The sequence below is a fragment of the Pseudomonas sp. NFX1 genome, assembly GCF_051123555.1.
In the GTDB taxonomy this organism is placed as follows: domain Bacteria; phylum Pseudomonadota; class Gammaproteobacteria; order Pseudomonadales; family Pseudomonadaceae; genus Aquipseudomonas; species Aquipseudomonas capeferrum.
In genome coordinates this window covers 3,948,323-3,961,587 of sequence record NZ_CP169366.1, presented here as the reverse complement: position 1 = coordinate 3,961,587, position 13,265 = coordinate 3,948,323, and the positions used below count along the sequence as shown (strand labels likewise).

Sequence of the window (13,265 nt, the reverse complement as noted above, 5' to 3'; positions counted from 1 at the left end):
ATGCAGCAAGGCCTGAGCCTGATCGAGTTGTTGATTGTCGTGGCCATGACCGGCATTCTGGCAGCCATTGCCTACCCCAGTTACAGCGAGCAGCTTCGGCGCGCCGCACGCAGCGAAGTGGTCGGTCTGCTGCAGGATGCCGCCATGCGCCTGGAGCGCCATCGCGTTCGCACCGGCCAATACGCCGAAGGCGACCCGGCACTGCCCAGCGGCAACCGTTACTACAGCCTGCACGCCCAGCGCGACAGCGACACCTTCTTGTTGCTCGCCCGCAGGTTGCCGCATGGGCTGATGGCGCAGGACCGTTGCGGTGACTTTCAGCTCGATCATGTTGGCATGCACAGCAACCTGGGCAGCCTGGACAGCAGCGAGCAGTGCTGGGGAAGCTGAAGCATGAATGGTGCCCGGTGCATCGCGGTTTTACTTCAGGTGTTTGGATCGACAGATGAGCAAGCAAGTAGTGGTGGTCGGTGGCGGGGTTATCGGCCTGCTGACGGCGTTCAACCTGGCGGCGCACGTCGGGCAGGTGGTGGTGTGTGACCAGGGCGAGGTCGGGCGAGAGTCGTCCTGGGCAGGCGGCGGCATCGTCTCGCCGCTGTACCCTTGGCGCTACAGCCCGGCAGTGACCGCCCTCGCGCATTGGTCGCAGGACTTCTATCCACAGCTGGGCGAGCACCTGTTCGCCAGCACGGGTATTGACCCAGAAGTCCACACCACCGGCTTGTACTGGCTCGACCTGGACGACGAGGCCGAAGCGCTGGCCTGGGCGGCACGCGAGGGGCGGCCACTGAGTGCCGTGGATATTTCGGCGGCCTATGACGCGGTGCCGATACTGGGCCCGGGCTTCAAGCACGCCATCTACATGGCGGGCGTGGCCAACGTGCGTAACCCGCGGCTGGTCAAGTCGCTGAAGGCTGCATTGCTGGCATTGCCCAACGTGACCTTGCGCGAGCACTGCCAGATCACCGGCTTTGTTCAGGACGCTGGGCGCGTGACTGGCGTGCAGACGGCGGACGGTGTGCTGCAGGCCGATGACGTGGTGCTCAGTGCTGGCGCCTGGAGTGGCGACCTGCTGCGCACGCTTGGCCTTGAGCTGCCGGTGGCGCCGGTGAAGGGGCAGATGATTCTGTTCAAGTGCGCCGAGGACTTCTTGCCGAGCATGGTGCTGGCCAAGGGGCGCTATGCGATCCCGCGCCGTGACGGGCATATTCTGGTGGGCAGCACGCTGGAGCATGCCGGCTACGACAAGACCCCGACCGAGGAAGCACTGGCCAGCCTGAAGGTTTCGGCGCTAGAGCTGTTGCCGCAGCTCAAGGATGCCACGGTGGTAGGGCACTGGGCGGGGCTGCGGCCGGGGTCGCCTGAAGGCATCCCGTATATTGGGCCGGTGCCGGGGCATGACGGGTTGTGGTTGAACTGCGGGCATTACCGTAATGGGTTGGTGCTGGCGCCGGCTTCGTGCCAGTTGTTTACTGACTTGCTGACGGGGGGGGCGCCGATCATTGATCCGGCGCCGTATGCGCCGGCGGGGCGTTTGGGCTGAGATTGCCGGGCCCGCGTTGCGGGCCTTTCGCGACGCAAGGCCGCTCCTACAGGGGCGGGATCATTCAGCCTTCACGCCACTATCGGCGCTTGCAAATGCCGGCTCGGATAGTGCTGCTCATACACCTTGCACACCCGCAGCACCTGCTCATCGGCAAACCGCCCGGCGACCACCTGCAACCCCACTGGCAACCCTTCGCGGGTAAACCCGCACGGCACCGAGGCCGCCGGTTGCTGGGTCAAGTTGAACGGGTAGCTGAACGGCGTCCATTCCATCCACTGCGCCATCCCCGACCCCGGCGGCACATCATGCCCTGCCTCGAACGCCACCCTCGGCAGCATCGGTGACACCAGCACGTCGTAGCGCTGGTGAAAGGCATTCATCCGCGCAATCAGCTCAGCTCGTGCTTCCAGCGCCTGGGTGTACTCGCTCAGGCCAACCCGCGCCCCTTGTTCGGCAATTCCGCGCAGCCCTGGGTCGAGCAGTGCCCGCTGTTCATCGCCAAAGGCACTGGCCAGCCGCGCCGCGCCGGCGAACCACAGGGTGTTGAAGGTCTCCAACGGGTCGGCAAAGCCCGGGTCGACTTCCTCCACCTGCGCCCCCAGCCGGGCCAGGCGTTGCACTGCTTGCGCGACCAGTGCCTGAACCTGCGGGTCGACCTGCACGTAGCCGAAGTCGGCGCTGTAGGCGATGCGCAAACCGCTGAGGTCCTGGCCCTCGCCCAGCCATGGTGCCTGCCGCGGTGCCCCGGCCAGCCCGTCGCGGGCATCCGGGCGGGCTACGCAGTCGAGCATCAGCACTGCGTCGTCGACAGTCCGGGTCATTGGCCCGAGGTGCGACAGCACGGTCATGGCGCTGGCCGGCCATTGCGGCACGTAGCCGAAAGTGGGCTTGATACCGAAGGTGCCGGTAAAGGCACAGGGGATACGGATTGAGCCACCGGCATCACTGCCCTGGTGCAGCACGCCCAGGTTCAGCGCGGCCGCCGCCGCCGCGCCACCGGAGGAGCCACCTGCCGTCAGGCGGGTATCCCAGGGGTTGCGGGTGATGCCGTAAAGCGGGTTGTCGGTTACCCCCTTCCAGCCAAACTCCGGCGTCGTGGTCTTGCCGACCAGCACCGCACCGGCTTCGCGCATGAATGCAGTGAAGGGCGCATCGACGTCCCACGGGCCTGCGCCGCTGGTGGTGCGGGAACCCTTGCGCGTGGGCATGCCACGGGTCAGGGTCAGGTCCTTGATCGACGCGGGCACACCGTCCAGGCGGCCACAGGGCTCGCCGCGTTGCCAGCGTTGTTCGCTGGCGTGGGCGGCGGCGCGGGCGCCTTCACCGTCCACGTGGCAGTAAGCGTTGACCGCCGGGTTGTGCTGGTCGATGCGCGCCAGTACATCGTCGATCACCTCGACCGGCGACAGCTGCCGGCGCTGGTACAGTTCAAGCAGTTCGACGGCGGTGAATTCGCCGATGGCAGTCTTGCTGGTCATCTCAATGCGCTCCCTGATTGGCGGCCTGGAACATGGCGCGCAGCAATACGTCGCAGCCGTCGGCCAAGTCCTGGGGCGCGGCGTTTTCGATTTCGTTGTGGCTGATGCCACCTTCGCACGGCACGAAAATCATCCCGGCCGGGCCCAATTCGGCCAGGAAGATGGCGTCGTGGCCGGCGCCGCTGACAATGTCCATATGGCTCAGGCCCAGCGCGCGTGCGCCCTGGCGCACGGCATCGACGCACTGCTCGGCGAAGTACAGGGGCGGGAAGTCGGCCGTCGGCGTCAGCTCGAAACGCAGCCCGTGCCGTGCCGAGCTGGCTTCGATCACCTCCCGGACCTCGGCGACCATGGCGGCCAGGTGGGTGGGGTCGAGGTGGCGCAGGTCGAGGGTCATGTGCACCTGGCCCGGAATCACATTGCGCGACCCCGGGTGCAGGGTCAGGCAGCCCACCGTGCCGCAGGCATGCGGCTGATGGGCGTGAGCCACACGGTTGACCGCCGCGACCACTTCGGCGGCGCCAACCAGGGCGTCCTTGCGCAGGTGCATCGGGGTGGGGCCGGCGTGGGCTTCGACGCCCGTCAGCACCAGGTCGAACCATTTCTGCCCCAGGCAGCCCTGGACCACGCCGATGGTGGTGCGCTGGTCTTCCAGCACCGGGCCCTGTTCGATGTGCGCTTCGAAATAGGCGCCCACGGCATGCCCGGTGGGCACGCGCGGGCCGGCATAGCCGATACGGGCCAGCTCGGCACCTACCGACAGGCCTTGGTCATCGACCTTGTCCAAGGTGTCCTGCAGGCCGAACTTACCGGCGAACACCCCCGAGCCCATCATGCACGGCGGGAAGCGCGAACCTTCCTCGTTGGTCCACACCACCACTTCCAGGGGCGCTTCGGTGGTCAGTTGCAGGTCGTTGAGGGTGCGGATCACCTCCAGCCCGGCCATTACCCCGTAGCAACCGTCGAACTTGCCGCCGGTAGGCTGAGTGTCGATATGGCTGCCGGTCATGACCGGCGGCAAGGCCGGGTTGCGCCCTGGGCGGCGGGCAAAGGTGTTGCCGATGGCGTCGATGCTGACGGTGCAGCCGGCCTCGGTGCACCAGCGCACGAACAGGTCGCGGGCCTGGCGGTCGAGGTCGGTCAGCGCCAGGCGGCATACGCCCCCCTTGGCGGTGGCGCCGAGTTGGGCCAGGTCCATCAATGATTGCCAGAGGCGCTCGCGGCTGACCTGTGCGCCTTGGCCGAGCAAGTGCTGCGAGGGGTCGATGCGGGTATTCATGGGCATTCTCCTTTCAGGCGCTCAGGGCCAGGTAGCGGTTCTTGATGCTTGGGTCGTCGCGGAACTGCGCGGCGCTGCCCTGGTAGGCCACACGGCCTTGTTCCAGTACGTAGTGGCGGTCGGCGAGGGCGTCGCAGACCATCAGGTTCTGCTCCACCAGCAGGATCGACAGGCCTTCGCCCTTGATCCGCCGCAGGATCTTCACCAGCTCGTCGACAATCACCGGGGCCAGGCCTTCGGTGGGCTCATCGAGAATCAGCAGCTTGGGGCCGTTGAGCAGGGCGCGGGCGATGGCCAGCATTTGCTGCTCACCGCCAGAGAGGGCGAAGCCGCCGTTGCGCCGCCGCTCTTTAAGGCGCGGGAACATGCTGTAGACGTCTTCGAGCTGCCAGCGGCTGCCCTTGCGCACGGCGATCTTCAGGTTCTCCTCGACGCTGAGCTGGCGGAAGATGCCGCGATGCTCGGGTACCAGGGCGATGCCCTGGCGGGCAATGTCGAAGATTTCGCGGCCGACCAGTTGCTGGCCGTCGAAACTGATCTGCCCCTGACGTGGGCGCACGATGCCGAGGATGCTGCGCAAGGTGGTGGTCTTGCCGGCGCCGTTACGGCCCAGCAAGGTCACCAGCTCGCCGTCCCCGACCTGCAGCGAAACCCCTTCGAGCACGTGGCTTTTGTCGTAGTACGAATGGATCGATTCGACATTGAGCATCAGGCGGCCTCTCCAAGGTAGGCGGTACGCACGCGTTCGTCGTTGCGCACCTGTTCCGGGGTGCCCTCGACCAGGATCTGGCCGTGGCTCATGACGGTAATGCGCTGGCTGATCGACATGACGATGCTCATGTTGTGCTCGATCAGTAGCACGGTATGGTCGCGGCCCAGGTCGCTGATCAGGTCGGTCATCACCGGGATATCGTCGATGCCCATGCCCGAGGTGGGCTCGTCGAGCATCAGCAGGGTCGGTTTGGCACAGATCGACATGCCCACTTCCAGTACCCGCTGCTGGCCGTGCGACAGCTCGCCGGCCAGGGTCTCGGCGCGGGCCGTGAGCTTCAGGCGCTCGAGCACCTGGTCGGCGGTGTTCCAGTGGCTGCGCTTGTGCTCCACGCTGCGCCAGAAGTTCAGCGCGCCCAGGCCGTCGCGGCCTTGGGCAGCCAGACGCAGGTTTTCGCGCACCGACAGGTTCTGGAACAGGCTGGTGAGCTGGAACGAGCGCGCCATGCCCAGTGCCACCCGGCCGTGGGACGGCTTGCGGATGATGTCGCGGTCGTTGAAGAGGATCTTGCCGGCGGTGGCCTGGCGCTCGCCGGTCAGGCAGTGGAACAGGCTGGTCTTGCCGGCGCCGTTGGGGCCGATGACGGTGTGGATGGTGCCGGCGCGGACTTTCAGGTCGACGCCTGCAACCGCCTTGAACGGCCCGTAGGCCAGCTCCAGGTTGCGGGTTTCCAGCAGGTAATCGCTCATCACAAGGTCTCCTTGGTCTTGGCCGGGGCCTTGTCATCAGCCGTACGCGACGCCAGCAAGCGCTTGCCAAGTGCCGCCAGCCCGCCCCACAAACCACCGCGCATGAACACCACCACCAGGATCAGGATCGCCCCCAGCAGCATCAGCCAGCGTGGCCACAGCTCCGACAGCACATCGCCCAGCACCACGATGGCGCCAGCCCCCAGCAGCGAGCCGAACAGCGAGCCGGTGCCGCCGACGATGGTCATGATCAGGATGTTTTCGCTCATCATCAGGTCGATGTTCGACAGCGGTGCGAAGTGCAGCAGCATCGCGTACAGCGCCCCGGCGATGCCGGTGATGGCGCCAGACAGCATGAACACCAGGATCTTGAAGTGGCGCGTGTCGTAGCCGATGGCGGCGGCGCGGGTTTCGTTCTCGCGGATCGCTAGCAGGGTGCTGCCGAACGGCGAACGGATCACCCGCAGGGCGCCGGCGAAGATCAGCAGGAACAGCACCGCGACAAACACATAGAAGTGCCGAGGGTCGGCTAGGTCGACCAGTACATGGCCGGCGATTTCGATGTTGGGCCGCGGCACGTCGAGCAGGCCATTGTCACCGCCGGTCCAGCCGCTGAGGGTGTAGGCCAGGAAGTAGGCCATCTGGCTGAACGCCAGGGTCAGCATGACGAAGTAGATGCCTGTGCGGCGGATGGCCAGGGCGCCCACCAGCAGCGCCAGGAAGGCACCGAACACCGCTGCGCCGAACAAGGCACCGAGCATGCCCCACTTCAGGTGGATCATCAGCAGCGCCGCACCATAGGCGCCCACGCCGAAGAAGATGCCCTGGCCGAACGACAACAGGCCGGTGTAGCCGAGCAGCAGGTTGCAGGCCAGCGCCGCCAGCGCAAAGATCAGGATCTCGGTGGCCAGGGTGGCCGACGGCAAGATCAGCGGTAGCGCCACCAGGCTGGCGAGCACCAGCAACAGCAGGGCAGGCGTGCGGCCAAGGCCCATGGGCAATGCAGTTTTATTGCTCATCGTCATGCTCTCCCGAACAGGCCATAGGGACGAACCAGGATCACCGCCGCCATGGCGCCGTAGATCATCAGGCTGGCGCCTTGCGGCCAGAGGCTGCTCATCATGCTTTGCACCACCCCCACCAGCAGCCCGCCGACCAGCGCACCGCCGAACGAACCCATACCGCCGATCACCACCACCACGAAGGCGATGCCGAGGATTTCCGGGCCGACGAAGGGCTGCGCGCCACGCAGCGGCGCGAACAGCACGCCCGCCACGCCTGCCAGGCCCACGCCCAGGGCGAAGGTCAGGGAGAACAGGCGGAAGATATTGGTGCCCAGCAGCGAAACGGTTTCGGTACTTTCGCTACCCGCGCGGACCAGCGCGCCGAAGCGGGTGCGCTCCAGCAGCAGCCACAGGCCCAGGCCGATCAGCGCGGCGAAGCCGATGAGGAACAGGCGGTAGTATGGGTAGATGAAGTCACCGAGGATCAGCACCCCGCGCAGCTCCGGTGGCACGGCGATGTTCTTGCCCACCGGGCCCCAGATCAGCACCGAGGCCTCCTGGATGATCAGCGCGATGCCCAGGGTGACGAGGATCTGGAAGGTGTGCGGCAAGTGATAGATGCGTTTGATCAGCAGGCGCTCGACCGCCCAGGCCAGCGCCGCCACCGCCAGTGGGGCAATCAGCAGCGCCAGCCAGAAGTTGCCGGTAATCGCCACCGCGGTGTAGCACAGGTAGGCGCCCAGCAAGAAGAACGCGCCGTGGGCGAAGTTGACGAAGTTGAGCAGGCCGAAAATGATCGTCAGGCCCACGGCGATGAGGAAGTAGATCATCCCCAGGCCCAGGCCGTTGAGCAGTTGGAACAGGTACAAATCGAGCATGAGTGTGCCCTCGACAGCGCGTGGTGCGGCTGCCTGTACGAGTGGTTTTGACTAACGCCGCGGCTTCAGGCCAGGGCGCAACCGGTGTGGTCGACTTCGATGAACGAGCGGCCGGCGCTGATGATTTCGGCCAGGTCGTCCTCGTCGCGCATCTGCGCCTGGGGCTTGCCGCGCAACAGGTAGTAGTCCTTGAGCACCTGGTGGTCGCCCGGGCGGATCAGCTCTTCGCCGGTCGGACCCTGGAAGCGCATGCCCTGCAAGGCGGCGCAGACGCTGGCGCCGTCCAGGCTGCCGGCTTTGGTAATGGCGTCGAGCATCACCTTGGTGCCGATGTAGTCGGCCGCCAACGGGTAGTTGGGGTTGATGCCGTAGGCTTTGCGGGTGGCGGCGACCAGCAGCTTGTTCAGTGGCGTGTCGACCTGGTGCCAGTACTGCGCGCCCAGATACACACCTTCGAGCACGTCGCTGCCCAGCTCCTGGAACTGGTCGAGCCCCGCCGACCACACCAGCAGCACCTTCATGCGGTCCTTGATGCCGAAGTTCACCGCCTGGCGCAGCGCGTTGGACGACTGGCTGCCAAAGTTCAGCAGCACCAGCACGTCGGGTTTGGCGGCGATGGCGTTGGTCAGGTAACCGGAAAACTCCTGCTCTTGCAGCGAGTGGTAGCTGTTGCCGATGTGCTCCACGCCCAACTCGGCGAACACCTTGCGGGCGTTTTCCAGCAACGCATCACCGAACACGTATTGCGGGGTGATGGTGTACCAGCGCTTGGCCTGCGGCAGTTGGCGGATCATCGGCACCAGCGTTTCGCGGATGGCGCCATAGGTGGGTACCGACCAGCGGAAGGTCGACGCGTTGCAGTCCTTGCCGGTGATTTCGTCGGCGCCGACCGGCGTCATGAACACGCCGCCGGCCTTGTGGATTTCCTTCGATACTGCCAGCGCCGAGGACGACAGCGTGCAGCCCTGGAAAAAGCGCGCGCCATCCTGGCCGATGGCTTCCTGTACCTTGCGCACCGCCTTGCCGGCGTTGCCTTCGGTGTCGATGACTTTGTACTTGAGCGGGCGCCCGAGTAGCTGCGGGTACTCGGCGATGGCCAGGCGCGAACCCATGTCGGCGTACTTGCCGTAACTGGCGAAGGGGCCAGACATGGACTTGAGCCCGTAGAAGGTCAGCGGTTCGTCGGCGAATGCCCGGTGCGCTCCCAACGGGAGGCTACCTAAGGCACCCAGGGCAAGGCCTGCCTTGAGCAGGGTACGTCTTTGCATGAGTAACTCCTTGGTTGTGGTTATTAGGCAGGAGTGGCAATGACAAAGCGGGTGCGGCCGGGCCTGTGTGCAGGCCTCTGTCCAGGCGGATCAGTGGTGGTGGTCGAACTCCAGCAGGAAGTTGCGGGCAACCTCGCCTTCCAGCGCGGTCATGTGGTGTTCGGCGTCGCACATGTGTTCGTGCATCAACCGGCGTACGGCGGGTTCGTCGCTGGCGCGCAGGGCCAGCAACAGTTGCTTGTGGTAGCCGATGTTGGCCGCAGCAAACTGCTGGCGCTTGGGCAGGTAGGCCTTTTTCAGCACCACCAGGTCGCGCAGCAGGTCGTTGAGGAACACCGCCATGAAGCGCAGCAGCGGGTTGGGGCAGCGATGCGCCAGCAAGGTGTGGAATTCCAGCTCGGCCAGGCGTTGCTCGCGCTGGCCCTCTTCGCTGTCTTCCGGGGTGCTGCAGAAATCGATGTTGGCTTGCAGCGCGGCGTAGTCGGCTTCGCTCAGCTGGCCCATGACCGACACGGCCAGCTCCACCTCGATGACCTTGCGCAACTGGTACACCTGCTCGCCATCCAGGTGCTGGAAGTGCAGGTGGTTGCGCAGGGCGCGGCTGGCCGGCTCGGTGCCGACCTCGTTGAGGTAGGCGCCGCCGCTGGGGCCGGTGCGGGTGCTGACCAGGCCCTCGACTTCCAGGGCCTTGAGCGCTTCGCGGGCGGTACCTTTGGAACACTCGAAATGCTCCATCAGCTCGCGCTCGGTGGGCAGCCGGTCGCCGGGGTGCAGGGCCTCGGTGACGATCGAGCGCTTGACCGATTCGACGATGACGTCGGACAGCTTCTGGCGCTTGCGTTTGGGTTTGAGCATTTCGCTATTTTTCATATTTATGCGGATAAATAGGATTTAGCGAATTTTGCCCGGGTGGGTCAATGCTGGCGGAGGGGGAGGGGTCGTAAATGGTGCGAAAGGGTCGGGGAGGGATATGTGGTTAATCGGATTGATCGCATCATCAGTGCCGGCCTCTTCGCGGGGCAAGCCCGCTCCCACAGGCTACGGCTGCGCTGAAGGCATGCATTTAAACTGTGGGAGCGGGCTTGCCCCGCGATGAGGCCGGTACTGAATCAACGCGATTGGCCAGGCCCCTGTTGCAGGTGAGCCTGGCTGCAATACCACTCTTTGCCCTGCTGCAGCGCCCGGTCATTGGGCAGGTGCACGCCGCAATGGGCGCAGCGCACCATCTTCAGCGGGTCGTCGAGTTTGTGCTCCGGTTGCGATTGCTGGCTGATCTTGAACTTGCGCCACAGCCAGAACGCGGCGGCGATCAGGGCGATCCAGAAAAGTAGGCGAACCATGGTGTCCAGCTTGTCGAATGAAGAAGGCCACAGTCTAGGACGCAGCCAATAAAAAAGGGAGGCCTCAGGCCTCCCTTTCTACGTTTCGACACACTCAGTCAAACAGACCAAAGGTCATGTAGCTGAACCACGAACGGTCCTGTTCGGCTTCTTTCGGGCCTTCCGGCAGGATCACATCGCCGTTTTCGTCCTTCGGCAGGAGCTCTTGCGGCATCTCGGCGCGAGCGTCCTGGAACTGCTTGACCACGTCCTGGTTGGCGCGGGTTTCGCCTGGCGGCAGCGGGGTATCAGTTTCGATCAGGCCCAGGGTTGCCTTGGACAACCAGCCACGGCCGTCAGACTCGGTCTGCTTGGGCTGGAACTCGCCGTCAGCCAGGCTCGGGTGGTCGGGGTAGTTGAGCTTGAGGGTTTCCAGGCTGGTAGCGGCCAGTTCGTCCAGGTGCATCTTCTGGTAGGCCTCGACCATGATCGCGAGGCCGTCGCCGACCGACGGCGTTTCCTGGAAGTTCTCGACCACGTAGCGGCCACGGTTGGCGGCGGCCACATAAGCCTGACGGCCCAGGTAGTAGTCGGCCACGTGGATTTCGTAGGAGGCCAGCAGGTTGCGCAGGTAGATCATGCGCTGCTTGGCGTCTGGCGCGTAGCGGCTGTTCGGGAAGCGGCTGGTCAGCTGGGCGAACTCGTTGTACGAGTCGCGCGCGGCGCCCGGGTCACGCTTGGTCATGTCCAGCGGCAGGAAGCGCGCCAGCAGGCCGCGGTCCTGGTCGAACGAGGTCAGGCCCTTGAGGTAGTAGGCGTAGTCGACGTTGGGGTGCTGCGGGTGCAGGCGGATGAAACGCTCGGCGGCGGACTTGGCGGCCTCCGGCTCGGTGTTCTTGTAGTTGGCGTAGATCAGCTCGAGCTGCGCCTGGTCGGCATAACGGCCGAACGGGTAACGCGACTCCAGGGCCTTGAGCTTGTTCACCGCGCTGGTGTAGCTGGAATTATCCAGGTCAGCCTGGGCCTGCTGGTACAGCTCGGCTTCGCTGAGGTTCTCGTCAATGACTTCCTTGTTAGAGGAACAGGCCGCGGTAAGCCCGAGGATGGCGATCAGCAGCAGGTGTTTCACTTGCATGGCGGCTTGCGTCCCTTTGACGGCCGCTGTCTTGGGCGGTGCCGTCCTGTTATGATGAGCGCCCCGGCCAACCCCGGGACAAAAGAAGCCGTATTTAACCACAAGCTCGCAGCCGAAACCAAAGGCTGTGCGCCCGCCGAATCGAGCATGTCCGAGATCATTCAACTTAGCGCAGAGGTACCGTCCGATCTGGGCGGTCAACGCCTCGACCAGGTCGCCGCCCAATTGTTCGCCGAGTACTCGCGTTCGCGGCTTACTACGTGGATCAAAGAGGGCCGCCTGACGGTCGATGGCGCCGTCGTGCGCCCTCGAGACACCGTCTATGGTGGCTCTGTGCTTGTTCTGGAGGCCGAACAAGAGGCCCAGGGCGAGTGGATCGCAGAAGACATCGAGCTGGATATCGTCTACGAAGACGACCACATCATGGTGATCAACAAGCCTGCCGGGCTGGTTGTGCACCCGGCCGCCGGCCATGCCAGCGGTACCTTGCTCAATGCCTTGCTGCACCACGTGCCAGACATCATCAACGTACCACGCGCCGGTATCGTGCACCGCCTGGACAAGGACACCACCGGTCTGATGGTGGTGGCCAAGACCCTGCAAGCGCAGACCCGCCTGGTCGAGCAGATGCAAAGCCGCAAGGTCAGCCGCATCTATGAGTGCATCGTGATTGGTGTGGTGACCGCCGGCGGCAAGATCGACGCCCCGATCGGTCGCCATGGCGGTATGCGCCAGCGCATGGCGGTAACCGACGGCGGCAAGCCGGCGGTCAGCCACTACCGTGTGCTCAAGCGCTTCCGTTCGCACACCCACGTGCGGGTCAAGCTGGAAACCGGCCGTACCCACCAGATCCGTGTGCACATGGCCCACGTTGGTTTCCCGCTGGTCGGCGACCAGACGTACGGTGGGCGCTTCCGCATACCGCCGGCTGCCAGCCCAACCATGGTCGAGGCGGTCAAGACCTTCCCGCGCCAGGCGCTGCATGCGCGTTTCCTGGCATTGGCCCACCCGATTACCGGTGAAGTCATGAAGTGGGAATCGCCCTTGCCGGATGACTTCCTCTGGTTGCTGACGCTGCTGAACGAAGACCGCGAGAGCTTTATCGGATGAGTGGTCTGACGCAGGCGCTGCTATTTCCCGACTGGCCGGCCCCGGCCTCGGTTCGCGCTTGTGTCACCACGCGTCAGGGCGGCGTCAGCCTGCCGCCCTTTGACACCTTCAACCTGGGTGATCACGTTGGTGATGACCCTGCCGCCGTCGCCGAAAACCGCCACCGCCTGAGCGATGCGTTCGCCATCCAGCCTGCCTGGCTCAAGCAAGTGCATGGCCTGGCCGTGGCGGATGCCGACCCGGCCGTGGTGGCCGAGGCCGACGCCAGCTGGACTGACCAGCCTGGCATCGCCTGCACCGTGATGACTGCCGATTGCCTGCCTGCGCTGTTCTGCGACCGTGCAGGCACCCGTGTGGCAGCGGCCCATGCCGGCTGGCGCGGGTTGGCGGGCGGGGTGCTGGAAGCGACCCTCGACCGTTTGGCCGTGCCGGCTGAAGACGTGCTGGTGTGGCTGGGCCCGGCGATCGGCCCGCAGGCGTTCGAAGTGGGCCTGGAAGTGCGTGATGCCTTTACCGCGGTGCACCCGGAGGCAGCGGCTGCCTTTGTTGCGGGTGAGCGGCCGGGCAAGCTGATGGCCGACATCTATGCGCTGGCGCGTATTCGCCTGGCGGCGCGCGGGGTGACGGCTGTGTATGGCGGTGGCTTGTGCACGGTCAGCGATCAACGGTTCTTCTCGTATCGCCGTACCCCGCAAGGTGGGCGGTTTGCCTCATTGGTCTGGTTAGCCCCCCGCTGACTGCTCCGGCCACACCGCTAATCCATCAGGTTGATCTCCGTCAACCCCGC

The 13,265-nt window shown here is 65.2% G+C and carries 14 protein-coding genes; 4 read left to right on the top strand and 10 right to left on the bottom strand.

Annotation, left to right across the window (positions count from 1 at the left end):
* Together DJ563_RS17805 and thiO are read left to right on the top strand one after the other, a co-directional pair.
* Complete coding sequence (locus tag DJ563_RS17805; protein WP_434518108.1) at positions 1-390, top strand: type IV pilin protein; 390 nt, start codon at positions 1-3, stop codon at positions 388-390.
* A 55-nt stretch (positions 391-445) separates the two neighbouring features.
* Positions 446-1,543 carry a glycine oxidase ThiO gene (gene thiO / locus DJ563_RS17800; protein WP_274121930.1) on the top strand — a complete coding sequence of 366 codons (1,098 nt, stop codon included), beginning with the start codon at positions 446-448 and terminating at the stop codon, positions 1,541-1,543.
* Positions 1,544-1,614: 71 nt separating this feature from the next.
* On the opposite strand, the gene DJ563_RS17795 is transcribed toward thiO, so the two are convergent.
* The 10 genes from DJ563_RS17795 to DJ563_RS17750 form a co-directional block, all read right to left on the bottom strand.
* Positions 1,615-3,024 carry an amidase gene (locus DJ563_RS17795; RefSeq protein WP_434518107.1) on the bottom strand — a complete coding sequence of 470 codons (1,410 nt, stop codon included), beginning with the start codon at positions 3,022-3,024 and terminating at the stop codon, positions 1,615-1,617.
* A gap of 1 nt (position 3,025) precedes the next feature.
* Positions 3,026-4,303, bottom strand: coding sequence for a Zn-dependent hydrolase (locus DJ563_RS17790; RefSeq protein WP_434518106.1), 1,278 nt, complete (start codon positions 4,301-4,303; stop codon positions 3,026-3,028).
* 13 nt (positions 4,304-4,316) lie between these two features.
* Positions 4,317-5,012 (bottom strand): ABC transporter ATP-binding protein, encoded by a 696-nt coding sequence (locus DJ563_RS17785; RefSeq protein WP_186660615.1) that lies wholly within the window; start codon positions 5,010-5,012, stop codon positions 4,317-4,319.
* Complete coding sequence (locus DJ563_RS17780; RefSeq protein WP_033701448.1) at positions 5,012-5,764, bottom strand: ABC transporter ATP-binding protein; 753 nt, start codon at positions 5,762-5,764, stop codon at positions 5,012-5,014. The genes DJ563_RS17785 and DJ563_RS17780 overlap by 1 nt, the downstream gene beginning before the upstream one ends.
* Positions 5,764-6,783: a branched-chain amino acid ABC transporter permease gene (locus DJ563_RS17775; protein WP_033701446.1), complete on the bottom strand. Its 1,020-nt coding sequence runs from the start codon at positions 6,781-6,783 to the stop codon at positions 5,764-5,766. The genes DJ563_RS17780 and DJ563_RS17775 overlap by 1 nt, the downstream gene beginning before the upstream one ends.
* 2 nt (positions 6,784-6,785) lie before the next feature.
* The gene (locus DJ563_RS17770; RefSeq protein WP_033701444.1) at positions 6,786-7,646 is read right to left on the bottom strand and encodes a branched-chain amino acid ABC transporter permease; all 861 of its coding nucleotides are present in this window, start codon (positions 7,644-7,646) and stop codon (positions 6,786-6,788) included.
* A gap of 65 nt (positions 7,647-7,711) precedes the next feature.
* On the bottom strand, positions 7,712-8,914 hold the full coding sequence (locus DJ563_RS17765; RefSeq protein WP_274099676.1) for an ABC transporter substrate-binding protein: 1,203 nt from the start codon (positions 8,912-8,914) through the stop codon (positions 7,712-7,714).
* A gap of 90 nt (positions 8,915-9,004) precedes the next feature.
* Positions 9,005-9,769, bottom strand: coding sequence for a FadR/GntR family transcriptional regulator (locus DJ563_RS17760; protein WP_186660609.1), 765 nt, complete (start codon positions 9,767-9,769; stop codon positions 9,005-9,007).
* Between the two features lie 254 nt (positions 9,770-10,023).
* Entirely contained in the window at positions 10,024-10,254 is a 231-nt protein-coding gene (locus DJ563_RS17755) for a PP0621 family protein (RefSeq protein ID WP_033701440.1), read from the bottom strand.
* 94 nt (positions 10,255-10,348) lie between these two features.
* Positions 10,349-11,368, bottom strand: a complete 1,020-nt coding sequence (locus tag DJ563_RS17750; RefSeq protein ID WP_033701439.1) for an outer membrane protein assembly factor BamD — start codon at positions 11,366-11,368, stop codon at positions 10,349-10,351.
* A 147-nt stretch (positions 11,369-11,515) separates the two neighbouring features.
* Between DJ563_RS17750 and rluD the strand changes: the two genes are divergently transcribed.
* Entirely contained in the window at positions 11,516-12,478 is a 963-nt protein-coding gene (rluD, locus tag DJ563_RS17745; protein WP_033701534.1) for a 23S rRNA pseudouridine(1911/1915/1917) synthase RluD, read from the top strand.
* Entirely contained in the window at positions 12,475-13,215 is a 741-nt protein-coding gene (gene pgeF, locus DJ563_RS17740) for a peptidoglycan editing factor PgeF (protein WP_274099677.1), read from the top strand. Before rluD ends, pgeF begins: the two co-directional genes overlap by 4 nt.
* Positions 13,216-13,265: the final 50 nt, after the last annotated feature.

Excerpts from the sequence above, each read along its gene's own strand:
- DJ563_RS17790 (WP_434518106.1), bottom strand. The coding sequence starts at position 4,303 with ATGAATACCCGCATCGACCCCTCGCAGCACTTGCTCGGCCAAGGCGCA.
- DJ563_RS17765 (WP_274099676.1), bottom strand. The coding sequence starts at position 8,914 with ATGCAAAGACGTACCCTGCTCAAGGCAGGCCTTGCCCTGGGTGCCTTA.
- DJ563_RS17785 (WP_186660615.1), bottom strand. The coding sequence starts at position 5,012 with ATGCTCAATGTCGAATCGATCCATTCGTACTACGACAAAAGCCACGTG.
- DJ563_RS17805 (WP_434518108.1), top strand. The coding sequence starts at position 1 with ATGCAGCAAGGCCTGAGCCTGATCGAGTTGTTGATTGTCGTGGCCATG.
- thiO (WP_274121930.1), top strand. The coding sequence starts at position 446 with ATGAGCAAGCAAGTAGTGGTGGTCGGTGGCGGGGTTATCGGCCTGCTG.
- DJ563_RS17795 (WP_434518107.1), bottom strand. The coding sequence starts at position 3,024 with ATGACCAGCAAGACTGCCATCGGCGAATTCACCGCCGTCGAACTGCTT.
- pgeF (WP_274099677.1), top strand. The coding sequence starts at position 12,475 with ATGAGTGGTCTGACGCAGGCGCTGCTATTTCCCGACTGGCCGGCCCCG.
- DJ563_RS17750 (WP_033701439.1), bottom strand. The coding sequence starts at position 11,368 with ATGCAAGTGAAACACCTGCTGCTGATCGCCATCCTCGGGCTTACCGCG.
- DJ563_RS17755 (WP_033701440.1), bottom strand. The coding sequence starts at position 10,254 with ATGGTTCGCCTACTTTTCTGGATCGCCCTGATCGCCGCCGCGTTCTGG.
- DJ563_RS17775 (WP_033701446.1), bottom strand. The coding sequence starts at position 6,783 with ATGAGCAATAAAACTGCATTGCCCATGGGCCTTGGCCGCACGCCTGCC.
- DJ563_RS17760 (WP_186660609.1), bottom strand. The coding sequence starts at position 9,769 with ATGCTCAAACCCAAACGCAAGCGCCAGAAGCTGTCCGACGTCATCGTC.
- DJ563_RS17780 (WP_033701448.1), bottom strand. The coding sequence starts at position 5,764 with ATGAGCGATTACCTGCTGGAAACCCGCAACCTGGAGCTGGCCTACGGG.
- DJ563_RS17770 (WP_033701444.1), bottom strand. The coding sequence starts at position 7,646 with ATGCTCGATTTGTACCTGTTCCAACTGCTCAACGGCCTGGGCCTGGGG.
- rluD (WP_033701534.1), top strand. The coding sequence starts at position 11,516 with ATGTCCGAGATCATTCAACTTAGCGCAGAGGTACCGTCCGATCTGGGC.